Origin of the sequence: Pseudomonas retamae, assembly GCF_043496865.1 — a bacterium.
In the GTDB taxonomy this organism is placed as follows: Bacteria; Pseudomonadota; Gammaproteobacteria; order Pseudomonadales; family Pseudomonadaceae; genus Aquipseudomonas; species Aquipseudomonas retamae.
Genome location: NZ_JBIEIL010000005.1, coordinates 170,180 through 196,241, shown reverse-complemented (window position 1 = coordinate 196,241; position 26,062 = coordinate 170,180). Strand labels below are relative to the sequence as shown.

The following is a 26,062-nucleotide window of genomic DNA, read 5'->3' as shown; positions in this document are numbered from 1 at the left end:
GTTTTGAGATTTTCAGGTGGGCAGACTGGCGGATCACGCCAGCGCGGCCCATACATTCGTAAAACAAAGCCCACGGCACGCCGTGGGCTTTATTGGCAGTCAGTCAGGCAGCGCCTTACTGAGGCGAAACTTCAGTTTTAGGTTTGCCGTTGTGCCATTCGTAAACCACGAATTTGAAGTCTTTCAGGTCGCCTTTGTCGTCGAAGCTCAGGTCACCGGTCGGGGTCTTGAACGAACCCTTGTGGATTGCTTCGGCAACTTTGGTAGCGTCTTCGGACTTGGCAGCGGTGATACCGGCGGCAATCACTTCAACCGCGGAGTAGGACGGGAACACGAACGGGCCGCTCGGATCTTCCTTCTTCGCTTTGAACGCGTCAGCCAGGGCAACGTTGGCCGGATCCTGGTCGAAGGATTTTGGCAGGGTCACCAGCAGGCCTTCGGACGCGTCCTTGGCGATCTGGGTGATCGAGTCGTTACCCACGCCTTCCGGACCCATGAACTTGGCTTTCAGGCCTTTTTCCTGAGCCTGACGCAGGATCAGACCCAGCTCCGGGTGGTAGCCGCCGTAGTAGACGAAGTCGACACCGGCTTGCTTGAGCTTGGCGATGATTGCCGAGAAGTCCTTGTCGCCGGCGTTGACGCCTTCGAACACGGCAACCTTGGTGCCTTTTTTCTCCAGAGTCGATTTCACCGCGGTGGCGATGCCTTCACCGTACTGCTGTTTGTCGTGCAGCACGCCAACCACTTTCGGTTTCACGTAATCGGCGATGTAGTTACCGGCGGCTGGGCCTTGGGCGCTGTCCAGACCGATGGTACGGAAGATCATTTTGTAGCCACGGGCGGTGATGTCCGGGCTGGTGGCAGCCGGGGTGATCATGATCACGCCTTCGTCTTCGTAGATGTCCGAAGCTGGCTGAGTGGAGCTGGAGCACAGGTGACCGACCACGAACTTGACGCCGTCGTTGACGACCTTGTTCGCTACCGCTACCGCTTGTTTCGGATCGCAGGCATCGTCGTATTCAACGGCTTCGAGTTTCTTGCCGTCGACGCCGCCCTTGGCGTTGATTTGCTCGATGGCCATTTTCGCGCCACTGAACTGCATGTCGCCGTACTGGGCTACTGGACCGGTTTTAGGACCGGCGATACCGATTTTGATGGTGTCAGCTGCGAACGAATGGCTGGCAACCCCGGCCAGAACCATAGCGGCAAACAGTTTGGAAATCTGCTTAGTAGCCTTAGTCATAGTGCTCCACTCTTACTGTTGTATTTTTTTAGAGTCCTGGCGCCGTAGCAGCAGAACCGGGTCAGATATCTTTGCGACATCCTCCGGAAAATGCCCCGGCAACTGTACCGGTACAGTGTAGAGCGCCGCTTGTTCAACTGGGAAGCGGGCGCCAAGGGGCAAAACCTGGGGGTGTCGCATTTTTGAATGAAAAAGACAGAATTGCGGCGGGGCTTTCGCGGGCATATACCCAATCAGCAGCATTCCCTGGCGTTCCTGCTCTTTTCGTTCGGTGCAGCAATTTGCAACCGGGTTTTTCTGGCGGACCACCAACGTTATGATTCGCGTCGATTTCTTTTCCGGACAGAGCCCATGAATCAAGAACCTAGCACCCTCTATGCCAAGCTGCTTGGGGAAACCGCATCTATTACCTGGAAAGAGTTGGAGCCGTTCTTTGCCAAGGGTGCCCTATTGTGGGTCGACCCTGAGCTGGATTTGATCGCCGCTGCCGAGGCCGTGGCGTCGGACGAAGGCGAGAAAGTCGCGGCCTGGCTGGCCGACGACAAGGTCGCCAAGCTGTCTGAAACGCGGGCGCTGGATATTTTCGAACGCGACCCGCCGCTGTGGGCAGTGGTGGTATCCCCATGGATTCTGATCCAGGAAAGGGCGGCCTCTGCAAGCGATGCACCTTGATGGTGCGAGTCGTCATCGGCGAAAAGTGTGTAGCGGAGTAGCGTGATGGCACGTTGCCGTAGAGAAACGCCACAGGCGCGTCTCACTTCACGGTGACGTAAACGTAACGGGAACAGTTGATCGAGCGGCCTGAGGGTCGCTTAATTGTTTCTGGATGTTGATTCAGTCAGATGTGTATCGGTCGGTAAGGCCCCTTCGCGAGCAGGCTCGCTCCCACAGGGGAATGCATTCCAAATGTGGGAGCGAGCCTGCTCGCGAATAGGGGCGACCCGGTAGCGGATCAGGCCGAATAACTCTTCCCGGTATGGTTATTCAGCGAAATAACCTTGGTCTTGCCAATCCGGTGACGATAGATCTCGCGCAGGTACTTGATCGACTTCTTCACACAATCGCGCGACAGGCGAATGTCGTTGATCGAGACGAACTTGTCTTTGTCGTTGATCAACTCGCGGTACTTCTTCTCGTACATCGGTTTGATCGCGTACCAGTTGGTGTCGAGAATCTTCGCCGGGTTTTCGAATTCGTTGAGCAAGTCGTCAATGCGGTCTTCGTCAAACTCTTCCTGAATGATGAAATCGAGAATCGAGTTGTCCAGCGTCTCGTCGAAACGGTACGGGGTTTTGGCGAAGCAGCGCTTGATAAACGCCACGATCAGGGTCAGGAAGTCGTCCGACAGGCACGGGCTCTTGGCGATCAGGGTGGTCAATGACAGGTTCGCCGAAGCGCCGATCACCAGCGCGTAACGTTTGAGCGTGGTATTGGGGAACAGGCTGTTGAGGTGGGTCTTCAACCGGTTCAGGTCCATGTACGACAGCTTGTAGTCCTTGGGCAGCGAAACGATCGAGACCACTGACGAGCAGTTTTTGAAGAAGTGCAGGTCATGCAGGGCGGCGGCGTCGTAGCCGGAATTCTTGTACTGCTCCAGCGACGCGCGATAGCGCTTGGACTCGATCGGCAGCAGGCTGATGCCTTCGATGGCCTGGGTGACCTTGTTGAAGTGCGGCAGGTCGATCGAGCGGAAGAACAGATCGTCGATGTTCAGGCGCTGCGGCTCTTTTTCAAAAACCTTGAACTTGTCGCTGCTCGGCGGCGGGGTTTCCGGTACCACCGATTCGGCGTAGGCAATCGCCACTGGGCCGGCCAGGCTCATGAACAGGTCGTTGGCATCCAGGCGAATGGTTTCGCCGATGTCGATGCCGGCGCGGCGGAAGTAGTTCTGGTCGTAGTCGGTGGTCACTGCCTGCGCGGTAAGAATGTTGAAAATCTGCTGCGAGATGTACTGGTTGGCGTGCTTCTCCATCGCATTGACATCAATGTTCTGGATGTTGCCGTCGTCGCTTTCTTCGGCGTACCGCATGATGTCGTTGGAGATCAGCATCATGGCGTTCCACGGGCGAATCCGTCCCATGACGCTGGCTTCGCTGCTGTCTTCGTTGGCGAAGTTGTAAGAGAAATCCCATTCCTCAGAAAGGTATTTGCACAGCAGACGCCCGGCGTTGATGTGCAGGGCTTCGGACATTTCGCTGCGGTGGTCGGAAATGTTCGGCAGCACGCAGATGCCGCTGGTGAAGATCGGCTCGAACACGAACGAATGACCGCTTTTGCCGTCGTGTTCGTCCATCGGCTTGGTGTCGAAGGTCTTGTTCATGTACGAGTGCTGCTGGGCCAGACCGAATTCCGAGGCCATGCCCGAACCGGTACCGCCGCCGGCACTGAAAATCGAAAAGTACAGGCGCGACTGGTTGGCTTTGATGCCGCAGCTGTCGATCAGGTACGAGTGGATCATTTTCCAGTCAGGGCTGGAAAAGCGCTGGGTGTCCTTGTTGAGGATGATCTTCGCCAGATACTGGCCGAGGATCGGCGCGTTACCGGCGCCACCGGCGTGGACTTCGGACAAGTCCATGATCTTCATCTTGCTGTAGTCACGCAGGAAGCCGCTTTTTTCGCCCTTGCGGGAAAAACGGATGCGCCCGGCGATGTCCTTGTCGAGGTCGCCTAGCATCACCAGCGGCTCGACCAGAAACACCGGTTTGGCCGATTTGTTGGTGCCGATGCGCAGGTTGTTTTTGATCCACTGCGCCGGGCTGTAGCCTTTGTCGACGAGGCGGCGGTCGGCCGGGCGGTCTTCGTTGTTGAATTCGTTGAGGTAGAACTTGCGCGCGTTGTACACCAGCTCCGCGACGTCGAGGGCGATGTTGGAGCCGCAGCGACCGAGGCCGATCAGGCACACCGAAGGGAATTCCTGATCGTTGTGCTGTTCGTTGTCGCCTTCCAGGTGCGGCGGGCGCGGGAACACCAGATCACGCAGGCCGTCGAGGTTGTCGAGGATGCGGTCGGTATTGGTTTCGGTGAAGTACAGGTATTGCTGGGTCGACAGCGGACGCGCGGGTTGCACAGGCTTGGTCGGGCTGTTGGCGGCGGGGCTGGAGGTCAGGTCGGAAATCGCAGTGGCAGGATTGTTTTTGGATGTCATGGTGCGCCATGTACCTGGACTGGGTTGGCCCGATGACCGATGTCAGCGAACCTCACGGAATAGGATCTCGCGTCTTTTTTGCGCGAATTGAGCCCGAGCGTCAGCGCTGTGGCCTGACTGTCGCTGGGGGGAATCCTTTCCTGATCGTTGTTGAATCGGCCATTATTCGGCGATCTTTAATGGAAAAGAGGCAAAATGATGTCAACGCTACCTTCGTTGGGGTTTGCCGGAATCGGCCTGATGGGCCTGCCGATGTGCCGGCGTCTGTTGGCGGCGGGTTACCCGCTGACCGTGTGGAATCGCAACCCGGCCAAGTGCACGGCACTGGTCGAGGCCGGTGCCCGGCAAGTGGCGAGCCCCGCCCAACTGTGCGAGCACGCGGACATCGTGATGTTGTGCCTGGCTGACACGGCGGTGGTGCGCGAGGTGGTGTTCGGCGAGGGCGGCATTGCCGAGGGCGCCAAAAACGCGCAACTGCTGGTGGATTTTTCCAGCCTCGAACCAACGGCAACCCGCGAGCTGGCCGCGCAACTGGCGCAGCGAACCGGCATGGGCTGGCTCGACGCGCCGGTCTCCGGCGGCGTGGTCGGCGCCGAGGCGGGCAGCCTGGCAATCATGGTCGGCGGCGCGGCGGCGGATCTTGAGCGGGTGCGCCCGGTGCTGCTGAGTCTCGGTCAGCGCGTCACGCACATGGGCGGCGTCGGTGCCGGCCAGGTCACCAAGGCCTGCAATCAGATGATTGTCGCCTGCAACGCGCTGGTGATTGCCGAGGTAGTGGCGTTGGCCGAACAGGCCGGGGTCGACGCCAGTCTGCTTGCCGAAGCGCTGGCCGGCGGTTTTGCCGATTCGAAACCGCTGCAGATTCTTGCCCCGCAGATGGCCGAAAGTCGTTTCGAACCGATCAAATGGCACGTGCGCACGCTGCTCAAGGACCTCGACACGGCGGTGAAATTTTCCCGAGAACAGGGTTCGGCGACGCCGCTCAGCGGATTGGCCGCACAACTGATGCGCCTGCATGGGGCGCAGGGCTATCTGGCGCAGGACCCAGCGACACTGGTGCAAATGTACCGCGCGCCAACAGCAACGGATTGAACGCCGGCGACGCCTTGCGCTGGTTGATTTCCTCCAGCACCGGGCGCAACTCGTTGAGCGGCACCGGACGGCTGAGCAGGTAGCCCTGAATGAAATCGCAGCCCGAGCGCTCGAGAAACTCGTATTGCTCCAGGCTTTCCACGCCCTCGGTGACCACCTGCAGGTGCAGGGTGTGCGCCATGACGATGATCGCCTGGACGATCTCCATGTCCGCCGTAGCCTTGGGGATGTCGAGGATGAACGAGCGGTCGATTTTCAAGGTGTTGAGCGGTAGCCGCTTAAGGTAGGCCAGCGACGAATAGCCGGTGCCGAAGTCGTCGATCGACAGCGACACGCCGAGCGCGCGGATCTGTCGCAACAGCACCAGGGTATTGGCGATGTTGCCCATCAGCGCGTTCTCGGTGACCTCCAGCTCCAGCCGCTCCGGCGCCACCCCGGCGCTGCGCAGGGCGTGTTCGATTTCATCGGCCAGTTCCTCGCGGGCCAGATTCAACGGCGAGCAGTTCCAGGCGATTTTCAGCTCCTCGCAGCCATGGCTGGAGAGTTCGCCGAGATCACGACAGGCGCGCCGCAGAACCCAGTTGTCCAGTTCGGCGATCAGTCCGTTGTTTTCGGCGATGGCAATAAAACGATCCGGGGTGAGCAAACCGTGCAGCGGGTGCTGCCAGCGAATCAGCGCTTCGAGCTTGGTGACGCGACCGGTTTTCAGTTCGAAGATTGGCTGGTAATACAGCATCAGACCGTTTTCCTCACGCAGGGCGTGGCGCAGTTCTTCTTCGAGTTGCAACTCCATGGTTGCGCGGCTTTTCAGGCTGGAATTGAAAAAGTGCAGGCCGTTGCGCCCTGCGCCTTTGGACTGGTACAGCGCGAGGTCGGCGTGTTTGAGCAGTTCTTCGCAAGTCGTGCCGTCTTCAGGAAACAGGCTGATGCCGATGCTGGTGGTCATCACCATGCGCCGGCCGGCCAGTTCGATCGGTTCCTTCATCTTGAGCATGATGCGCTGAGCCATGCCGCGCGCTTCTTCGCGGTCGTGCAGGCTGATCAGGATGCAGAACTCGTCACCGCCGAACCGCGCGACCACGTCTTCGTGGCTGCGTACCGAGCTTTTGATGTGCTGGGCGATGACTTTGAGCAGCGCGTCGCCGGCGTCATGCCCGAGGCTGTCGTTGATCCGTTTGAAGTGATCGATGTCGAGAAACATCACCGCGAGCATGCCGCCCTCGCTGGTTTTCTGGCTGAGTTTTTCGGCGAACATCTGGTTGAAACCACGGCGGTTGATCAGGTTGGTCAGCGCGTCGTAATTGGCCGCTTGCTGTAATGACATGCGTGCCTGATCGAGCTGGCTGAGCAGGGCGTTGACCCGGCGCAGGTCGTGCTCCTTGTTCTGCAGCTTCTTGTCGGCGAGAGCGGCGCTGATCGCACTGCCCAATATCAACAGGATGATCAACGCCACCGTCAGGCCAAGTTGCAAATGCCCGCTTGCACCGCCGCTCGCGGCCACGCCGCCCTCGGGTATGACCAGGTTCAGCGCAGCCATGCCGATAAAATGCATGCTGATGATGCCAGCGCCGAGAATCAGCGCAGCGCTGTATTTGAGCAACTGATGGGCCACGCCGCTGCCTTCGCTCAGATAGCGGGCCACCCACAGCGCGGCGAAACTGGCACCGATGGCGATCAGCACCGACAACGCGAACAGTCCCGGATGGTAGTAACTGGTTGCGCTCGATTTCATCGCCGCCATGCCAACGTAATGCATGCCGGCGATCCCCAGGCCAATGACGCACGCCGTTTTCAGGCAGCGCAACGCACTGGGCTGCACCTCGCTCAGGGTTTGCATGGCGAGCCAGGAGGCGAGCAGGGCGATCAGCAGGGAGAAGAGGGTGATGCCGAGGTCATACTCGATATCGATGGGCGTCTGAAAAGCCAGCATGCTGATGAAGTGCATGGCCCAGATGCCGCCGGCCAGACAGGTCGCGCCGATCCAGCGCCAGAGACGCCGCGATGGCAGATCCTCGGCATGCACCACACGCTCGGCCATATCGAGCGTCGCGAAACTCGCCGCGCAGGCGACCAGATAGGCCGCCAGCACCAGCAACGGATTGTGAGTGCAATCGAGAATGACCTGCCCGCGCGCCGGCAGCTCGGTAACAAAATGCAAACCAAGCCACTCCATAGCGTGCCCCGTCTCTGAAGTCGTCCTGACTGCGCGTTCAACGCAGGCGAATGACTGGAGTATAGAGGCGGATTTCAGGCTGCAAGGCGTAGTGGCATATTGGTGCTAATGAATTTGACATGAGCCTCATAGCGTTTAGCGCTAAGGCTCAGGCGATGCGCTCCAGAGGCAGGTCGTTCCAGTGCGGATCAAGCGGCGGCAGACCGTGCGCGGCGCGGGCCTTGTCGCAGTCGGGGTTGTGTTCACCGTTCTCCCACGACGCTTCGAACTCGCGGCAGGTGCTTGAGCGTTTCTCATAGATTGTGCAGGCCACGGCGCTGCCGACCTCGCCCGCCAACGACAGGCAACGTGCGGGTTTGCGGTCGGTACCGATCATCGCCACCCGGCTCGGGGTAATTTGCGCGACCAGTTCATCGGGCACTGTACCGCCGGAGGATGCACATTCACCCCAGAAAAAAGACACGCGAAAATGGGAACAGCAGGCACCGCAATTCAGACACGGACTGACTTCAGACATGGGCGAGGGTATCAAAGGGATTGATCGGCAGATCCGGACGGATCCGGCGGCCATTCTAGGCTTTGCCATGGACTTGGGAAGGGGGGCGCGAAAGTATTTTTTTGTGCCTGGATTTTGCCGTGAAAGCCCCGTATGGCGGGGGATTTCAGCGTTATCAAGGGCTTACGTTTCGTTACAGTGCGATGGGCCGATATCAGGCTGACGAATGATCACAGACAGCCCCCGCGCGGCTGACTAGATTGCAGGTTCCGGGCTCGAACGCGCTGGCAGTGAAGCCCCATAACAATAAAGAGACGGACCCATGCAGAACTCGACCCAAGCGGCGAATGCCTGGCGCATTCTGTTTTTGCTGTTCCTCGCCAACCTGTTCAATTTCTTCGACCGCACCATTCCGGCGATCATCATCGAACCTATCCGCATGGAATGGCACCTCAGCGACTTTCAGCTGGGCATCATCGGTACTGCGTTCACCATCGTTTACGCCATTGCCGGCCTGCCACTCGGGCGCATGGCCGACACCGGTTCACGCAGCAAACTGATGGGCTGGGGTTTGGCGACCTGGAGTGCACTGACTGCGGTCAACGGTATGGTCGGCAGTTTCTGGAGCTTCCTGATCGTACGCATGGGTATCGGCATCGGCGAAGCCAGTTATGCGCCAGCGGCGAACTCGCTGATCGGCGATCTGTTTCCGGCGCACCGTCGGGCGCGGGCCATGGGCATTTTCATGCTTGGCCTGCCGCTGGGGCTGCTGCTGGCGTTCTTCACCATCGGCGCGATGGTCAAGGCCTTCGACAGTTGGCGCGCGCCGTTCTTTATCGCCGCGGTGCCGGGGCTGATCCTGGCGGTGTTCATGTTCTTCATCAAGGAACCCAAGCGCGGCGCGGCGGAAACCGTGCAGGTCTCGCAGGAGAAAGTCGACAAGCCGATTCGTCGCGTGCTGGCGGTGCCGACGTTTCTGTGGCTGGTGATGGCCGGGCTGTGCTTCAACTTCGCAACCTACGCCTGCAACTCCTTTCTGGTGCCGATGCTGCAACGCTATTTCCTCATGCCATTGCAGGAAGCGGCGGTAGCTACGGGAATTATCGTCGGCGTGACCGGGCTGGTCGGGCTGACATTGGGCGGCTGGATCGCTGACAAGATTCATCAGCGCGTGGCCAGCGGGCGGCTGTTGTTTGCCGGGTTCAGCCTGATCATCTCGACCCTGTGCACGGCGTGGGCACTGCATGCCGGGCGAATCGAGATCGGCGTGTTCGTCGCGGTATTCAGCGTCGGCTGGCTGTTCGCCTATAACTTCTACACCTGCGTCTACACGGCGATTCAGGACGTAGTCGAACCGCGCTTGCGGGCGACGGCGATGGCGTTGTTCTTTGCCGGGCTGTATCTGCTCGGCGGTGGTTTGGGGCCGGTGGTGGTCGGTGGTTTGTCGGACCATTTCGCGCACACGGCAATGCTGTCGGCGGGCGCGGAGCAGATGACCGAGGCGTTCAAGGCGGTCGGCCTGCATGACGCGATGTACCTGATCCCGGTGGCGCTGTTTCTGACCATGGTGTTTCTGTTTCTGGCTTCGCGGTGTTTTGTGCGGGATGCGCAGCGGATGAAGGAGGGCTTGGTAGCGGTGGTTGAGCCTGAAATTTCTGCGGCGACTGCCTGACCGTTTTCGCGAGCAGGCTCGCCCACATGATCGTTCCCACGCTCCGCGTGGGAATGCAGCCCGGGACGCTCCGCGTCCCTATCGAAGCTGGAACGCAGAGCGTCCCTTGAGGCATTCCCACGCAGAGCGTGGGAACGATCGGCCCGCATCACTGCGGGCCTTGTTGTTTTTGAGCGGTGGAGCGGGGCGGTTAGCCCGCTACCAACACCCGAATCGCTTCCAGACGCAACGCCGCTTTATCCAGCATCGCCAGACCCTGCTCACGCTGAGTGCGCAACGCTTCCAGTTCGCTGTCACGCACGGTCGGGTTGACCGCTTGCAACGCGGTCAGGCGCGCCAGTTCTTCGTCGGTGTCGGCGGCCAGACGACGACGCGCCTCGGCCACACGCTCGGCGTGACGCGGGGCGATCTTGTCTTCGCCGGCGTTGATCCGCGGCGTCAGCTGATCGCGCTGGGCCTGGATGAACTTGTTGGCGCTGGCGCGCGGCACGCTTTCCAGCTGATCGTTGAGGGTTTCGAAGGATACCCGTGGCGACAGGTCGTTGCCGTTGGCATCGAGCAGGCAGCGCAGCGCCGCCGGTGGCAGGTAGCGACCCAGTTGCAGCGAACGCGGTGCGACCACTTCGCTGACATACAGCAATTCGAGCAACACGGTGCCCGGTTTCAACGCCTTGTTCTTGATCAGCGCGACGGCGGTGTTGCCCATCGAACCGGACAACACCAGGTCCATGCCGCCCTGCACCATCGGGTGTTCCCAGGTGATGAACTGCATGTCTTCGCGCGACAGCGCCTGGTTGCGGTCGTAGGTGATGGTCACGCCTTCGTCGTCGCCCAGCGGGAAGCTGGCGTCGAGCATTTTCTCGCTCGGCTTGAGGATCAGGGCGTTTTCCGAATGGTCTTCGCTGTCGATGCCGAACGCGTCGAACAGGGTTTCCATGTAGATCGGCAGGGCGAACTGGTCGTCCTGCTCAAGAATCGCTTCGACCAGCGCTTCACCTTCGCCAGCGCCGCCGGAATTAAGTTCCAGCAAACGGTCGCGACCGGTATGCAACTCAGCTTCCAGACGCTCACGCTCGGCGCGTGCTTCGTCGATCAGCGCTTGCCATTCGCCGTCGTCGGCTTCTTCGAGCAGCGGCAGCAGGCGCGGGCCGAACTGATGCTGCAAGGCGTTGCCGGTCGGGCAGGTATTGAGGAAAGCGTTGAGCGCTTCGTGGTACCACTGGAACAGGCGCTCTTGCGGGCTGGTTTCCAGGTAAGGCACGTGCAGTTCGATGATGTGTTTCTGGCCGATCCGGTCGAGACGACCGATACGCTGCTCGAGCAGGTCCGGGTGCGACGGCAGATCGAACAGCACCAGGTGGTGAGCGAACTGGAAGTTGCGACCTTCACTGCCGATTTCCGAGCAGATCAGCACCTGCGCGCCGAACTCTTCATCGGCGAAGTAGGCGGCGGCGCGGTCACGCTCAAGGATGTTCATGCCTTCGTGGAACACCGTGGCCGGGATGCCGGAACGCACGCGCAGGGCGTCTTCCAGATCCATCGCGGTTTCAGCGTGGGCGCAGATCACCAGCACTTTGGTGCGCTTGAGCATTTTCAGCTGATCGATCAGCCACTCGACGCGCGGATCGAATTTCCACCAGCGTTCTTCTTCGCTGGCCTCTGGCTGGGACTGGAAGCTGACTTCCGGGTACAGCTCGGCGTGTTCGCCCAGCGGCAGTTCGAGGTATTCGTCCGGGCATGGCAGTGGGTACGGATGCAGCTTGCGCTCCGGGAAACCCTGCACGGCAGCACGGGTGTTACGGAACAGCACACGGCCAGTGCCATGACGATCGAGCAGTTCACGCACCAGACGCGCGCTGGCTTCGGTGTCGCCATCGTTGACCGCGGTCAGCAAGGCTTCGCCTTCGTTGCCGAGGAAACCGTGAATGGTCTTGTGCGCTGCGGGCGAGAGGCGGCCCTTGTCGAGCAGTTCCTGAACGGCTTCGGCCACCGGGCGATAGTTGTCGCTCTCGGCGCGGAATGCGGCCAAGTCATGGAAACGGTTCGGGTCAAGCAGGCGCAGACGGGCGAAGTGGCTGTCCTGCCCGAGTTGTTCCGGGGTGGCGGTGAGCAGCAGCACGCCGGGGATGACTTCGGCCAGTTGCTCGACCAGCGAGTATTCCGGGCTGGCCTTTTCTTCGTGCCAGACCAGGTGGTGCGCTTCGTCGACCACCAGCAGATCCCAACCGGCAGCGAACAGTGCGTCCTGAGCTTTTTCATCGGCGACCAGCCATTCCAGCGCGACCAGCGCCAGTTGCGTGTCTTCGAACGGGTTGGTGGCATCGCTTTCGATGAAGCGTTCTTCGTCGAACAGCGCGACCTGCAGGTTGAAGCGGCGGCGCATCTCCACCAGCCACTGGTGCTGGAGGTTTTCCGGAACGAGGATAAGCACGCGATTGGCGCGGCCGGACAGCAGTTGGCGATGAATCACCAGACCGGCTTCGATGGTTTTACCCAGACCCACTTCGTCCGCCAGCAATACCCGCGGCGCGATGCGGTCGGCGACTTCCCGGGCGATGTGCAACTGGTGCGCGATCGGTTGCGCGCGCACGCCACCCAGGCCCCAGAGCGAGGACTGCAACTGGCGGCTGGTGTGTTCCAGGGTGTTGTAGCGCAGGGAGAACCACGGCAGCGGATCGATCTGCCCGGCGAACAGGCGGTCGCTGGCCAGACGGAACTGAATGAAGTTCGACAGCTGGGTTTCCGGCAGGGTGACGGCTTCGTTCTGCGCGTTGAGACCGTGATAAACCATCAGCCCGTCGACATCGTCGACCTGCTGCACGGTCATCTTCCAGCCTTCGAAGTGGGTGATGCTGTCACCCGGCGAAAACCGCACGCGGGTCAGGGGCGCATTCCGTAGCGCGTACTGGCGGGTTTCGCCAGTGGCCGGGTAAAGCACGGTCAACAAGCGGCCGTCCTGTGCCAGAACGGTGCCTAAACCAAGCTCTGCTTCGCTGTCACTGATCCAGCGTTGCCCCGGTTGATACTGCTGCGCCATGCTGCCTGACTCCCACCTTGAAAAAGCGGGCTATCTTAACGGAATGACGGCCTCAGGGCCAAAGGAATAGGAGCAGTGGCGAGCTTTTAGCTGCTGGCTGCAAGGCGAAGCCGGTGGCGGTCATGCGTCGGTTTTATCAAGGATGCGGGCACCTGTGGGTGCCAACCGGGTCACAAGTTTGCGACGGGCGGCTCAAGGCGCCTGTACCGCAGCCGATAGCCTGCACACAGGAGACCTATATATGTTGCCACCGATGCTCCCCTTGAGCGCCGTGCCGATCACTTCCCAGCAGGATCCGATCCGCCAGCGGCCGGACATCCCTCCGGTGGTACCGGTGCAGGAAAGCTCCAACGAAAGCACGATCGATCTGCAAAAACGCAATCCCGAAGAGGATGGCCTGTTGCTGCGCGAGGAACAGCGCCGCCAGCATGAGCGCGAACGTCGGCGTCGCGAGGCTGATGAAGATCCGGAAGAACATCTGGCCGTACCCGGTACCGAACTCAATGCCGACAACACCGTGCCGGTAGTGCCGCTGATGGAAGATCAGCCGCGTCAGGGCTTGTGGGTCGATATCGAAATCTGAATGTGCCGGTGCGGCTGGTCAGCGCTCGCGTCAGGCGGCATGATTGGCGCAGTCCTGCCGGTGATGTGGCAGTTGTGATCCTTTTCTGCGATGTACTGATGCCATGAGCCAAGACGACAAACTGATCGACCTCAGCACTGAGCGCGCCAAGCGTGTGCATGACCTCAACGAGAAGCGCCTGAACGAAGTGCGCCAGGCGTTCGAGCAGGCGATGCCGTTGGGAAAAGCCAAGAAAAAGTCGAAGAACAAGCCGAAAAAGCGCTGATCTCCCTCTGCATTCCTTGATGCAGGTCATTTAATTTCCCCTCTTTTCTCTCTTTGTCGCGGACATTGATCCTGGTCAATGTGCGTGTCCGTGTGTCTGCTAATTTGCACTCATCGCAGCAAAGCAGGGGCCAGGAGGCCAGTCATGTTTTTCGATAACGTGGTGTTTGCCGGGGTCCTGACGGTGGGGCTGATGGTGCTGTTTTTTGCAGGGTTTGGGTTTTTTATCTGGAAGGATGCGCATAAGCGGCGCAAGTAAGTTCTTCTGGGTTGATGGGCACGCAAGGCATTTTGGGGCGACTTCGGTTGCCCCTTTTTTTTGGCCTTGGCGCCTTGGCGGCCTTTGGGCCGACCAAGCTCTTGGGGTTTTGGGTGAATATCCGTTGCTTCGGGTGTTGCGGCTGGCGGTTTCGCCCTTACGGCGAGTCCCTTTTTCAGACGCCAAAAAGGAACCAAAAGGCTTTGCTCCTACGTACGGCCCTCGCAGGCTCGGGTCCCTTCGCTCCGGGATCGATCCGGGCGCAGCGGCTACGGTTTGCTTCGCTGCACCTACTTCCGCTGTGTCTGGCTGCGCCAGACGGTCGCTGCGCTCCCACGCCCCGATCGATCCCTGCGCTCAGCCTTCCGATGTCGCTGGTTAGGCAAGATCAAGATCAAGGGCACGCGAGCTAACGCTCATTGTTGAGTGGTTAGAAGCGTCGCATGGCTTGAGATTTTCGGTGGATTCGCCCCTCACCCCAGCCCTCTCCCGAGGAGAGGAGCCGATCTGCGTGCCATTCAAAATTTGAATACGACTCGGTATCGAACGTCGGCATATCTCTCACATTCACCACGGTCAGTCCCCTCTCCCTCCGGGAGAGGGCTAGGGTGAGGGGCTTTTGATTTTGCTCCGGCTTTTGATTTTGCTCTGGCTTTAGCTCTTGATCTGGCTTTTGATCTTTTGCCCCTTCGGCAGGCTGAGTGAAGGGATCGATCCGGGTGTGGGAGCGTAGCGACCGTACGACGAAGTCGTACACAGCGGAAGGAGGTGCAGCGAAGCAAACCGTAGCCGCTGCGCCCGGAGCGATTCCGTAACGAAGGAACCCCGAGCCCCAGCGAGGGGCCGAACGCCGGGGCAAAGCCTTTTGGTTCCTTTTTGGCGTTTGAAAAAGGGACTCGCTGTAAGAGCGAAACCATAAGAAGCCGTTACCGCAGCAACGGATATGCTCACAAATCTCATCCCCCTAAACCAAAAAAGGCGCGATTCCAAAGAATCGCGCCTCCTTCACAAGCAGCTGAAGATCAGCTACCCAACGCCTTGGAAGCCAGCCAGAACAACCCGGCCGACAGCGCCACCGTCGCCGGCAAGGTCAACACCCACGCCAGCAAAATGGTCTTGACCGTGCCGCCCTGCAAGCCGCTCTTGTTGGCAACCATGGTGCCGGCTACACCCGAAGACAACACATGTGTGGTCGACACCGGCAGGCTGAAGATGTTGGCCATGCCGATCAAACTGGCGGTGGTGATCTGCGCCGACATGCCCTGGGAATAGGTCATGCCCTGCTTGCCGATCTTCTCACCGATGGTCAGCACCACACGCTTCCAGCCCACCATGGTGCCCAGGCCCAGGGCCAGTGCAACCGCCAGAATCACCCAGAACGGGGCGTATTCGGTGGTGGTGGTCAGGTCTTTGCGCAGCTTGTCGAGGTCAGCCTTTTCACGGGCTTCGAGGCCTGGCAGTTTGCCGACTTTCTTCGCCGTGTCGTCGAGGCAGAGCAGGTAACGACGTACCTCGATACGGCTTTCCGACGAGAGCGAGTGGTAGTCCGCTACACCTTTGAGGGTGTGCAGCAGGGCGGAGATGGTCGGTTCGGTCTGCTGCGGGTTGCAGCGGAATTTCTCCGGCAGGTCGCCTTCCACGCTTTTGCCCAGGGCCAGGAACTCACCCAGCGAATCGGCGTTGCGCTGGTAGAACTGGCTCAGGTGCAGGGTCGCGTCGCGGGTGCGTTCGATCTGGTAGGTGGTGCTGTTCAGGTCGAGCACGAACTGCGCCGGCACGATACCAATCAGCACCAGCATGATCAGGCCGATGCCTTTCTGGCCATCGTTGGAGCCGTGTACGAAGCTCACGGCCATGGCCGAGATCACCAGGACCAGACGGTTCCAGAACGGCGGGTGTTTCTTGTCGTCGATCTTGCGGCGCTGTTCCGGGGTCTTGTGCATCTTCGACAGCGGGCGCCACCACTTAAGGCCGATCAGCACCAGGGCGGCGATCAGGAAGCCGGCCATCGGCGAGAACACCAGCGAGGCGCCGATGTCGATCGCTTTCTGCCAGTTCACGCCATCTCTCAACGGGATGTCGTTGATCAGCGCGTTGGCCAAACCAACACCGAGGATCGAGCCGATCAGGGTGTGCGAGCTGGAAGCCGGGATACCGAAGTACCAAGTGCCCAGGTTCCAGGCGATGGCCGCCGCGAGCAACGAGAAGACCATTGCCAGGCCATGGCCGGTGTTCACATTGATCAGCAGCTCCACCGGCAGCAAGTGGACGATGGCATACGCCACGCCCACACCGCCCAGCAGCACGCCGAGGAAATTGAACACGCCGGAAAAGAACACTGCCAGGTGTGGCGGCATGGCTTTGGTGTAGATAACAGTGGCTACCGCGTTAGCGGTGTCATGAAATCCATTGATGAACTCGAAGGCGAGGACAAACGTCAGGGCGAGCAAGAGGCTCACAAGCACCCAAGCATCCAGTCCGCTGAATAAATCGATCATGAAGGTTTTCTGACCCGGTCGTAAGGGGGCGCGATTATGCCAGAAAAGACAGGAAATCGATGCCCTGTCTGCTCACTGGTCACACTCTTCTTCAAGTTAATTTGTTGCAGCGCGTTAAAACCAAGCGGTGCGCATGGTTTTTCAAGTAATTGATTCTATTAATAAAACCCGAGATTTGCCGGCATTTTCAAAGACTGGGTGAGCGCTCAAACGCTTGTCTGAAATATCTGTGAAACCTGTAGGACGTCTGTCATCAGCCTGTCAGACCTCGGGATAGCCGCTGCCCGCGGGTAGCGGGCGCGCGAGGCATCGTCGTTTCACCGCGCTTGTAAACGGTGCGGACGCAAACCTTCAAAAACCGGCGCCTGTATTCAAGGCTCCTCGGCTTTGAGTTCCTTTTCGATTTTTTCGATTTCCTGCTTGAATACCTGATCCTGAACGGTCGGGCGCTTGCGCCAGGCTTTGCGTTCCGGTTCGGGCTGAGCGGCGTAGGTGGTGACTTCCCCGCCGTAAACTTCCTTGTAACGTTGTTCCTGGCGCTCAAGTTCCGCGCGCAGTTCGTCTTTCGTCACAGTGCTACCTGTATGAGTTGAGTTGTAAGTCTGGTGAAACGCATGGCAACGAATCGCTCGAGCACCCTCGCAATCTCAATGCCGAACTGGCATTAGTTCAATCGTTGGGCGATCGGGACTTGCGTATGTCAGGCGGCTACGGCACCAGATAAAACTGACGCAGCATCAGTTTCCTGTTTCGGCGAACGCAGGCGTTGCATGAGTAATGGCGTCTGGCGCTGGCCGGGCTGTCGATGATGGACATCACCTCAGCGGGTGGCGATCCCGGTCGAAGGAAACACGGCGCCACTGAGGTGCATTATAGCCATCGATTCAGGAATGACTATCTTTGCCAAGTTAAAAACGGTTCTGAATGTGTGATTGTTTTGTTGCGCAGAAGTTTATTAGTTGTGGCACAAGCCAAGGACTATTTACCGTGTGATGAGTTTTTGGCGCCATTAAGTCGAGCAACTAAGGCGGTCATCGAGACGGTGGTGAGGTTGATTCAGGCAGCTCGAGAGGGGATAGGCAATCGATTGCGATTATCGGTCGACGGTTCGATAATCGCCCAATGTTGCGCGCCCAGCGCTTGTGCATTCGGGTGCGAGCCGTTTGTATAACCACTGATCCGAGCCGGACCAAGGACCTTAGATGAACGATCAAATGCGCAATTCCTTCACTTCCGTGGCGCCGCCGATCGTCGCTTCGCCGGCCAAGCGCATTCAGGCCCTGACCGGCGATCCGGATTTCATGACCTCTTTGGCCCGCGGTCTGGCCGTGGTGCAGGCCTTTCAGGAGCGCAAGCGCCATCTCACCATCGCGCAGATCAGCCACCGCACCGAAATCCCGCGCGCGGCGGTGCGCCGTTGCCTGCACACGCTGATCAAACTCGGCTACGCCACGACCGACGGTCGCACCTATTCATTGTTGCCGAAAGTCTTGACCCTCGGCCATGCCTACTTGTCGTCGACACCGCTGGCCGTTTCTGCCCAGCCGTACCTCGATCGCATGAGCGAACAAGTGCACGAAGCCTGCAACATGGCCACGCTCGAAGGCGACGACATTCTGTACATCGCCCGTTCGGCGACCACTCAGCGGCTGATTTCGGTTGACCTGTCGGTCGGCGGGCGGCTGCCAGCCTATTGCACGTCGATGGGGCGGATTCTGCTGGCGGCACTCGACGATACGTCGCTCGGCGAATACCTCGATCACGCGGAACTGGTGGCCAAGACCAGCCGCACGATCCATACCCCTGACGCCTTGCTCGCCTGCCTGCAAGAGGTGCGGCAGCAGGGCTGGTGCATCGTCGATCAGGAACTGGAGCAGGGCCTGCGTTCGATTGCTGTGCCGGTGTATGACGCGTCCGGCCAGGTGGTCGCAGCACTCAACGTCAGTACCCATGCCGGGCGGGTCAGTCGTAGCGAGCTGGAGCAGCGCTTTCTGCCGGGCCTGCTCAGCGCCAGTCGCGACCTCAGCGCGCAATTGTTTGCCTGATGAAGCTGTTCGATAAACGCACAGTGTTGCGTTTATCGAATTGACGCTAAAACCCTCGGATCATTAATGTCGCGGCAGCGTCATCCGGCGCTGACCAGCAGAGTCAGCCCGGACTGCCGACTCCGATAATAATGACAAGAGGCACCTCACCATGCGCATGTTCTCCGACTGTCCGCCTTGCCGACTCTGTTGCCGGATGCAACGCGACGCCTGATTCAAACCTCTATTCTCATGACCGTGCTGCCCGTTGGCCGGCCATCGTTCGACTGCGTTTTTTGCGTGGAATAAAAATAATGAACCAGCCTCAGTCCGCTGTGGGTAACTGCCTCGATGTGCAGACCTTCATCAATGCCCAACCGATCTCGCGCTATCAATGGCGCGTGGTGATCCTGTGTTTCCTGATTGTCTTTCTCGATGGCCTCGACACCGCCGCCATGGGCTTCATCGCCCCGGCGCTGTCGCAGGACTGGGGCATCGACCGCGCCAGCCTCGGCCCGGTGATGAGCGCCGCGCTGATCGGCATGGTCTTCGGTGCCCTCGGTTCCGGCCCGCTGGCTGACCGCTTCGGCCGCAAAGTAGTGCTGGTCGGCGCCGTGCTGCTGTTCGGCGCTTTCAGTCTGGCTTCGGCTTACAGCACCAACGTCGAACAACTGCTGGTGCTGCGTTTCTTGACCGGTCTCGGCCTGGGCGCGGGGATGCCGAATGCCACCACGTTGCTCTCGGAATACACCCCGGAGCGCAAGAAATCGCTGCTGGTGACCAGCATGTTCTGCGGTTTCAACCTTGGCATGGCGGGCGGCGGATTCATTTCCGCCAAGCTGATTCCGGCGTTCGGCTGGCACAGCCTGCTGTTGATCGGCGGGGTGCTGCCACTGATTCTCGCCGTGGTCCTGCTGTTCTGGCTGCCGGAATCGGCGCGTTACCTGGTAGTGCGCAATCGTGGCACCGACAAAGTGCGCAAGACGTTGGCGCCGATCGACCCGGTGACCGTGGCCCAAGCCTCGAGCTTCAGCGTGCCGGAACAGAAGACGGTCAAGGCGCGCAACGTGTTTGCGGTGATCTTCTCAGGCACTTACAGCACCGGCACCTTGCTGCTGTGGCTGACCTATTTCATGGGCCTGGTCATCGTTTACCTGCTGACCAGTTGGCTGCCGACGCTGATGCGCGACAGCGGCGCGAGCATGGAGCAGGCCGCCTTCATCGGTGCGTTGTTCCAGTTCGGTGGCGTATTGAGCGCGGTGGCGGTGGGCTGGGCGATGGACCGCTTCAACCCGCACAAGGTCATCGGCACGTTCTACCTGCTGGCCGGGGTGTTTGCCTACGCGGTAGGGCAGAGCCTGGGCAACATCACTCTGCTGGCAACCCTGGTGCTGGTGGCGGGGATGTGCGTGAACGGCGCGCAATCGGCAATGCCATCGCTGGCGGCGCGGTTTTATCCGACCCAGGGGCGGGCGACCGGCGTGTCGTGGATGCTCGGGATTGGCCGCTTCGGCGCGATTCTTGGCGCGTGGATGGGCGCGACGTTATTGGGCCTTGGCTGGAACTTCGAGCAGGTGCTGACCGCACTGGTGATTCCGGCCGGGTTGGCGACGGCAGCGGTAGTGATCAAGGGCATGGTCAGTCATGCGGATGCTACCTGAGTCTCCCAGAGCAGGATCTTCTATGAGTGTTCCGGCCCCTTCGCGAGCAGGCTCGCTCCCACATTTTGAAATGCATTCCACTTGTGGGAGCGAGCCTGCTCGCGAAGCTTTTGTTCTTGGTTGTTAGGGAAACAACAATCTGTTCGATAAACGAACACTCAGTCGATTATCGGATTGTTTGGCCATTTCCCCAGGCTTAATCTTCAGTGACTCCGGCGCTGAACCTCGCGCCTTTTTATCACTGGCGATTCACTCTAAAAACGGGAGCCCGCTCCATGGCTGAGATCCTTTCGCTGCACGACGCGGTGAAGCAATTCGTCAACGATGGCGACACCGTCGCGCTCGAAGGCTTCACGCACCTGATCCCTACGGCAGCGGGTCATGAAATCATTCGTCAGGGCAAGAAAGATCTGACCCTGGTGCGGATGACCCCCGACCTGATCTACGACCAACTGATCGGCGCCGGTTGCGCACGCAAGTTGATTTTCTCCTGGGGCGGTAACCCGGGCGTCGGTTCGCTGCACCGCCTGCGCGATGCGGTCGAGAAACAGTGGCCGCATGCGCTGGAAATCGAAGAACACAGCCACGCCGACCTGGCCAACGCCTACGTCGCCGGTGCTTCCGGCCTGCCATTCGCGGTGCTGCGTGCCTACGCCGGCTCTGATCTGCCGAAGGTCAACCCGCTGATCAAAACCGTTACCTGCCCGTTCACCGGCGAAGTGCTGGCGGCGGTGCCGTCGGTGCGCCCGGACGTCACCGTGATCCACGCGCAGAAAGCCGACCGCAAGGGCAACGTGCTGCTGTGGGGCATTCTTGGCGTGCAGAAGGAAGCAGCGTTGGCGGCCAAGCGCTGCATCGTCACCGTCGAAGAAATCGTCGACGACCTCAACGCACCGATGAACGCTTGCGTGCTGCCAACCTGGGCCTTGAGCGCGGTCTGCCACGTTCCCGGCGGCGCGCACCCGTCCTACGCTCACGGTTACACCGAGCGTGACAATCGGTTCTATCAGGCGTGGGACCCGATCGCCCGCGACCGTGAGACGTTTACCGCGTGGATCAACGAATACATCCATGGCTGCGCTGATTTCAGCGAATTCCAGGCCAAATTGGCCGCTGCTTCGGAGGCCAAGTAATGGCTTACACCACCAATGAAATGATGACCGTCGCCGCAGCCCGTCGCCTGAAGAACGGCTCGGTGTGCTTTGTCGGCATCGGCCTGCCATCGAAAGCCGCCAATCTCGCGCGTCTGACTTCGTCGCCGGATGTGGTGCTGATCTACGAATCGGGCCCGATCGGCGCCAAGCCAAGTGTGTTGCCGCTGTCGATCGGTGATGGCGAACTGGCGGAAACCGCCGACACCGTGGTCCCGACCGGTGAGATTTTTCGCTACTGGCTGCAGGGCGGGCGCATTGACGTCGGTTTTCTCGGCGCCGCGCAGGTCGACCGTTTCGGCAACATCAACACCACCGTGGTCGGCGATTACTTCTCGCCGAAAGTGCGCCTGCCAGGTGCCGGTGGCGCGCCGGAAATTGCCGGCTCGGCGAAAAGCGTGTTGATCATCCTTAAACAGTCGGCGCGCTCGTTTGTCGACAAACTCGACTTCATCACTTCGGTCGGCCACGGTGAGGGCGGCGATTCGCGCAAGCGTCTGGGCCTGCCGGGCGCCGGGCCGGTCGGCATCATCACCGACCTGTGCATCATGGAGCCGGAAGAGGGCACCCACGAATTCGTGGTCACCGCGCTACATCCGGGCGTGACCCGCGAGCAAGTGGTCGCCGCCACCGGTTGGGCGATCCGTTTTGCCGACGCCGTTGAAACCACTGCTGAGCCGACCGACGTCGAGCTGACGGCGCTGCGTGATCTTGAAGCGCGCACCGCTGCCGCCCACGGTCAGGCACCGGGAGAAGCATGATGCGTGACGTGTATATCTGCGACGCGATTCGCACCCCCATTGGCCGTTTCGGCGGCGGCTTGTCGGCCGTGCGCGCCGATGACCTCGCCGCCGTGCCGATCAAGGCCCTGATGGAGCGCAATCCGTCGGTGGACTGGAACGCCGTCGATGAAGTGTTCCTCGGCTGCGCCAACCAGGCCGGCGAAGACAACCGCAACGTTGCGCGCATGGCCCTGCTGCTGGCCGGTCTGCCGGACAGCGTGCCCGGCGTTACGCTCAATCGTCTTTGCGCCTCGGGCATGGACGCCATCGGCAGCGCATTCCGGGCGATTGCCAGCGGCGAGATGGAGCTGGCGATTGCCGGTGGCGTCGAGTCGATGTCGCGCGCGCCGTTCGTGATGGGCAAGGCTGACGCGGCGTTCTCGCGCAACATGAAACTGGAAGACACCACCATCGGCTGGCGTTTCATCAACCCGTTGATGAAAGCGCAATACGGCGTCGACGCGATGCCGCAGACCGCTGACAACGTCGCCGACGACCATCAAGTCTCGCGCGAAGATCAGGACGCGTTCGCCCTGCGCAGCCAGCAACGTACCGCCGCGGCGCAGGCTGCCGGTTACTTTGCTGAAGAGATTGTCGAAGTGCGCATTGCCCACAAGAAGGGTGAAACCGTGGTCAGCCAGGACGAACATCCTCGCGCGGACACCACGATTGAAGCGCTGGCCAGGCTTAAGCCGGTCAACGGTGCGGACAAAACCGTCACCGCCGGCAATGCTTCCGGGGTCAACGATGGCGCCGCTGCACTGATTCTGGCCTCTGCCGAGGCAGTGAAGAAACACGGCCTGACTGCCCGCGCAAAAGTCCTCGGCATGGCCAGCGCCGGCGTCGCGCCGCGGGTGATGGGGATCGGTCCGGTGCCAGCGGTGCGCAAACTCACCGAGCGTCTCGGTGTGGCGGTCAGCGATTTCGACGTGATCGAACTCAACGAAGCGTTTGCCAGCCAGGGTCTGGCGGTGTTGCGTGGACTGGGGCTGGCGGACGACGCGGCGCAGGTTAACCCGAACGGCGGCGCGATTGCCCTCGGCCACCCATTGGGCATGAGCGGTGCGCGGCTGGTCCTGACCGCGCTGCATCATCTGGAAAAGACCGGTGGCAAGAAAGGTCTGGCGACCATGTGCGTCGGTGTTGGCCAAGGTCTGGCCCTGGCCATCGAACGCGTCTGACGCGTTGCGGCATCTAAAAGAACTGAGGAAAGCGAAATGACTGACAAGCCTGGTTACCGTCGCCCACAGGCAGGCACCCAGCCTGACTACCTGCACCCGACTTACCAATCCACCAACCTGCGCTCGCCGTCCAAGCCATTGGTGCACCTGCCGCACTCGCTGTCGGAAATCACCGGGCCGACCATTGGCGCCGAGCGCCTGGTGGAAAATGACCACGACCTGACCGCGCAGCACGAAGGCGAGCCGTTGGGCGAACGCATCATCATTCACGGTCGCGTGCTCGATGAAGACGGCTTGCCGGTGCCAGGGATTCTGGTGGAGATCTGGCAGGCCAATGCCGCCGGTCGCTACAACCATGCGCGCGATCTGCACGACGCACCGCTGGACCCGAACTTCACCGGCACCGGTCGCACCGTCACCGACGCCGACGGTTGGTATCAGTTCCAGACCATCAGGCCCGGCGCGTATCCGTGGGGCAACCACCACAACGCCTGGCGTCCGGCGCATATCCACTTTTCGCTGTTCGGGCCGAGCATCCTCACCCGTCTGGTCACGCAGATGTATTTCCCCGGCGACCCGCTGCTGGCGTACGACCCGATCTACAACTGCGTGCCGGACACCTCGGCCAAGGAACGCCTGATCGCTGCTTTCGATCTGGAAAAAACCATTCCGTCCTACGCCCTCGCTTACCGCTGGGACATCGTGCTGCGCGGGCGTGAAGCCACGCCGATGGAGAAATAAGATGACGCTCAATGCGACCACGTCCCACACCGTCGGGCCGTATTACCACATCGGCCTGACCTGGCTGAACCGCGAAGACCTTACTGTCGAGCAGACCCTCGGCGAGCGCGTGGCGATCACCGGCCAAGTGGTGGACGGCAATGGCGATGTCGTCAACGACGCCATGCTTGAAGTCTGGCAGGCCAACGCCGCCGGCAAGTACGACCACCCGGAAGATCATCAGGACAAGCCGCTGGATCCGCACTTCGAAGGTTTCGGCCGGGTGCCGGTGGATGGCGAAGGGCGGTTCCGCTTCACCACGATCAAACCGGGCACTGTGCCGGGTCTGAAAGGCACGACCCAGGCGCCGCATCTGGTGGTGCTGGTGTTTGCTCGTGGCCTGGTCAAGCATTTGCTCACGCGGATCTACTTCGAGGGCGAACCGGCCAACGTCGATGATCCGCTGCTCGAATGCGTACCCGCCGAACGCCGTCAGACGTTGCTGGCCAAGCCGGATGCCTCGGGTGTTTACCAGTGGAATGTGATTCTTCAGGGCACCGAGGCCGAGACGGTGTTCTTCGATTACTGACCAATACCGCCAATCCCCTGTGGGAGCGAGCCTGCTCGCGAAAGCGCTGGGTCAGCCAGCACACATGTCGTCTGGCACTCCCTCTTCGCGAGCAGGCTCGCTCCCACAGGGGAACAATCGATACCGGATGTGGAACGGGACTGTTGCAAAGTATGTCTAGACTCTCACTGTCCCTTTCGAGTGAAAAACAATGACAACCACTACTTCCCATTACACGGGTGAGGAGCGCAGCAAGCGCATCTTTGCCATTGTCGGCGCCTCGTCGGGCAACCTCGTCGAATGGTTCGACTTCTATGTCTACGCCTTTTGCGCGATTTACTTCGCACCGGCGTTTTTCCCTTCCGACAATCCGACGGTGCAACTGGTCAACACCGCTGGCGTGTTCGCCGCCGGCTTCCTGATGCGCCCGATCGGCGGCTGGATTTTCGGTCGGGTCGCCGACAAGCACGGGCGCAAGAAATCGATGCTCATCTCGATTCTGATGATGTGCTTCGGCTCGCTGCTGATCGCGTGCCTGCCGACCTACAACTCCATCGGCGTCTGGGCGCCGATCCTGTTGCTGTTCGCGCGTCTGCTGCAAGGCCTGTCGGTGGGCGGCGAATACGGCACCACTGCAACCTACATGAGCGAAGTGGCGCTCAAGGGTCAGCGCGGATTTTTCGCCTCGTTCCAGTACGTGACGCTGATTGGCGGGCAACTGCTGGCGGTGTCGCTGGTAGTGGTGTTGCAGCAGTTTCTCAACGAAGACGAACTGCGAGCCTACGGTTGGCGGATTCCGTTCGTGGTCGGTGCGGTGGCGGCGCTGATTTCGCTGTTCCTGCGGCGCTCGCTGAAAGAAACCACCAACGAGGAAACCCGCGCGCACAAAGACGCCGGCAGCATCAGCGCGCTGTTCCGCGATCACAAAGCCGCGTTCATCACCGTGCTCGGTTACACCGCCGGTGGCTCGCTGATTTTCTACACCTTCACCACTTACATGCAGAAATATCTGGTGAACACCGCCGGCATGCACGCCAAGACCGCCAGCTACATCATGACCGGCGCGCTGTTCCTGTACATGTGCATGCAGCCGCTGTTCGGCATGCTCGCCGACCGGATCGGTCGACGTAACTCGATGCTCTGGTTCGGCGCCCTCGGTACGCTGTTCACCGTGCCGATTCTGCTCAGTCTGAAAAGCGTGAGCAGCCCGTTCCTCGCCTTCGTCCTGATCACCGTGGCGCTGGCGATCGTCAGCTTCTACACCTCGATCAGCGGCCTGGTGAAAGCCGAAATGTTCCCGCCGGAAGTCCGCGCCCTCGGCGTCGGCCTGGCTTACGCGGTGGCCAATGCAATCTTCGGTGGCTCGGCAGAGTTTGTGGCCCTGAGCCTCAAGGCCGGCGGCATGGAAAACGCCTTCTACTGGTACGTCACGGCGATGATGGCGGTGGCTTTCCTGTTCAGCCTGCGTTTGCCCAAGCAGGCGAAGTATTTGCACCACGATCTGTAAACCCAT

21 protein-coding genes are annotated in these 26,062 nt (G+C 60.4%); 14 read left to right on the top strand and 7 right to left on the bottom strand.

The window, feature by feature from the left end; all coding sequences use genetic code 11:
• Positions 1–115: 115 nt before the first annotated feature.
• Positions 116–1,243: a branched-chain amino acid ABC transporter substrate-binding protein gene (locus ACGSLL_RS12595; protein WP_206416063.1), complete on the bottom strand. Its 1,128-nt coding sequence runs from the start codon at positions 1,241–1,243 to the stop codon at positions 116–118.
• A 351-nt stretch (positions 1,244–1,594) separates the two neighbouring features.
• On the opposite strand from ACGSLL_RS12595, the gene ACGSLL_RS12590 reads away from it, so the two are divergent.
• Positions 1,595–1,915: a DUF2288 domain-containing protein gene (locus tag ACGSLL_RS12590; RefSeq protein ID WP_394506492.1), complete on the top strand. Its 321-nt coding sequence runs from the start codon at positions 1,595–1,597 to the stop codon at positions 1,913–1,915.
• Between the two features lie 280 nt (positions 1,916–2,195).
• Here ACGSLL_RS12590 and ACGSLL_RS12585 read toward each other — a convergent pair whose 3' ends face one another.
• Positions 2,196–4,388 carry a hypothetical protein gene (locus ACGSLL_RS12585; protein ID WP_394506234.1) on the bottom strand — a complete coding sequence of 731 codons (2,193 nt, stop codon included), beginning with the start codon at positions 4,386–4,388 and terminating at the stop codon, positions 2,196–2,198.
• Positions 4,389–4,583: 195 nt separating this feature from the next.
• Between ACGSLL_RS12585 and ACGSLL_RS12580 the strand changes: the two genes are divergently transcribed.
• Positions 4,584–5,480, top strand: coding sequence for an NAD(P)-dependent oxidoreductase (locus ACGSLL_RS12580; protein ID WP_394506232.1), 897 nt, complete (start codon positions 4,584–4,586; stop codon positions 5,478–5,480).
• On the opposite strand, the gene ACGSLL_RS12575 is transcribed toward ACGSLL_RS12580, so the two are convergent.
• Both ACGSLL_RS12575 and ACGSLL_RS12570 read right to left on the bottom strand, forming a co-directional pair.
• Positions 5,371–7,653: a putative bifunctional diguanylate cyclase/phosphodiesterase gene (locus tag ACGSLL_RS12575; RefSeq protein ID WP_394506230.1), complete on the bottom strand. Its 2,283-nt coding sequence runs from the start codon at positions 7,651–7,653 to the stop codon at positions 5,371–5,373. The genes ACGSLL_RS12580 and ACGSLL_RS12575 overlap by 110 nt on opposite strands.
• 148 nt (positions 7,654–7,801) lie before the next feature.
• Positions 7,802–8,170: a YkgJ family cysteine cluster protein gene (locus ACGSLL_RS12570; protein ID WP_394506228.1), complete on the bottom strand. Its 369-nt coding sequence runs from the start codon at positions 8,168–8,170 to the stop codon at positions 7,802–7,804.
• Between the two features lie 301 nt (positions 8,171–8,471).
• On the opposite strand from ACGSLL_RS12570, the gene ACGSLL_RS12565 reads away from it, so the two are divergent.
• Positions 8,472–9,821 (top strand): spinster family MFS transporter, encoded by a 1,350-nt coding sequence (locus tag ACGSLL_RS12565; protein ID WP_394506226.1) that lies wholly within the window; start codon positions 8,472–8,474, stop codon positions 9,819–9,821.
• A 190-nt stretch (positions 9,822–10,011) separates the two neighbouring features.
• Here ACGSLL_RS12565 and rapA read toward each other — a convergent pair whose 3' ends face one another.
• The gene (rapA, locus tag ACGSLL_RS12560) at positions 10,012–12,858 is read right to left on the bottom strand and encodes an RNA polymerase-associated protein RapA (RefSeq protein WP_394506224.1); all 2,847 of its coding nucleotides are present in this window, start codon (positions 12,856–12,858) and stop codon (positions 10,012–10,014) included.
• A 241-nt stretch (positions 12,859–13,099) separates the two neighbouring features.
• Between rapA and ACGSLL_RS12555 the strand changes: the two genes are divergently transcribed.
• The 3 genes from ACGSLL_RS12555 (at position 13,100) to ccoM (ending at position 13,964) form a co-directional block, all read left to right on the top strand.
• Complete coding sequence (locus tag ACGSLL_RS12555; RefSeq protein ID WP_394506222.1) at positions 13,100–13,441, top strand: aspartate-semialdehyde dehydrogenase; 342 nt, start codon at positions 13,100–13,102, stop codon at positions 13,439–13,441.
• A gap of 103 nt (positions 13,442–13,544) precedes the next feature.
• Positions 13,545–13,706: a hypothetical protein gene (locus ACGSLL_RS12550; protein ID WP_016771347.1), complete on the top strand. Its 162-nt coding sequence runs from the start codon at positions 13,545–13,547 to the stop codon at positions 13,704–13,706.
• Positions 13,707–13,850: 144 nt separating this feature from the next.
• Positions 13,851–13,964 (top strand): cytochrome c oxidase subunit CcoM, encoded by a 114-nt coding sequence (ccoM, locus tag ACGSLL_RS12545; RefSeq protein ID WP_016771346.1) that lies wholly within the window; start codon positions 13,851–13,853, stop codon positions 13,962–13,964.
• Positions 13,965–14,986: 1,022 nt separating this feature from the next.
• Here the strand turns inward: ccoM and ACGSLL_RS12540 are convergent.
• Entirely contained in the window at positions 14,987–16,462 is a 1,476-nt protein-coding gene (locus ACGSLL_RS12540; RefSeq protein ID WP_093103960.1) for an inorganic phosphate transporter, read from the bottom strand.
• A 371-nt stretch (positions 16,463–16,833) separates the two neighbouring features.
• Positions 16,834–17,034 carry a hypothetical protein gene (locus tag ACGSLL_RS12535; RefSeq protein ID WP_008080067.1) on the bottom strand — a complete coding sequence of 67 codons (201 nt, stop codon included), beginning with the start codon at positions 17,032–17,034 and terminating at the stop codon, positions 16,834–16,836.
• Between the two features lie 630 nt (positions 17,035–17,664).
• Between ACGSLL_RS12535 and pcaR the strand changes: the two genes are divergently transcribed.
• From pcaR to ACGSLL_RS12495, 8 genes are all read left to right on the top strand, one after another.
• Positions 17,665–18,507, top strand: coding sequence for a pca regulon transcriptional regulator PcaR (gene pcaR, locus ACGSLL_RS12530; RefSeq protein WP_394506218.1), 843 nt, complete (start codon positions 17,665–17,667; stop codon positions 18,505–18,507).
• A gap of 293 nt (positions 18,508–18,800) precedes the next feature.
• A complete protein-coding gene (locus ACGSLL_RS12525) occupies positions 18,801–20,147 on the top strand; it encodes an MFS transporter (RefSeq protein WP_394506216.1) in 1,347 nt (448 codons plus the stop codon).
• A 275-nt stretch (positions 20,148–20,422) separates the two neighbouring features.
• On the top strand, positions 20,423–21,280 hold the full coding sequence (locus ACGSLL_RS12520; protein WP_024011937.1) for a CoA transferase subunit A: 858 nt from the start codon (positions 20,423–20,425) through the stop codon (positions 21,278–21,280).
• Positions 21,280–22,059: a CoA-transferase subunit beta gene (locus tag ACGSLL_RS12515; protein WP_394506213.1), complete on the top strand. Its 780-nt coding sequence runs from the start codon at positions 21,280–21,282 to the stop codon at positions 22,057–22,059. Before ACGSLL_RS12520 ends, ACGSLL_RS12515 begins: the two co-directional genes overlap by 1 nt.
• Positions 22,056–23,261, top strand: coding sequence for a 3-oxoadipyl-CoA thiolase (gene pcaF, locus ACGSLL_RS12510; RefSeq protein WP_394506211.1), 1,206 nt, complete (start codon positions 22,056–22,058; stop codon positions 23,259–23,261). Before ACGSLL_RS12515 ends, pcaF begins: the two co-directional genes overlap by 4 nt.
• Positions 23,262–23,297: 36 nt before the next feature.
• Complete coding sequence (gene pcaH / locus ACGSLL_RS12505; protein ID WP_394506209.1) at positions 23,298–24,002, top strand: protocatechuate 3,4-dioxygenase subunit beta; 705 nt, start codon at positions 23,298–23,300, stop codon at positions 24,000–24,002.
• A 1-nt stretch (position 24,003) separates the two neighbouring features.
• Positions 24,004–24,570: a protocatechuate 3,4-dioxygenase subunit alpha gene (gene pcaG, locus ACGSLL_RS12500; protein WP_208938421.1), complete on the top strand. Its 567-nt coding sequence runs from the start codon at positions 24,004–24,006 to the stop codon at positions 24,568–24,570.
• A gap of 190 nt (positions 24,571–24,760) precedes the next feature.
• Positions 24,761–26,056 (top strand): MFS family transporter, encoded by a 1,296-nt coding sequence (locus ACGSLL_RS12495; RefSeq protein WP_394506206.1) that lies wholly within the window; start codon positions 24,761–24,763, stop codon positions 26,054–26,056.
• The last annotated feature ends 6 nt before the right edge of the window (positions 26,057–26,062 follow it).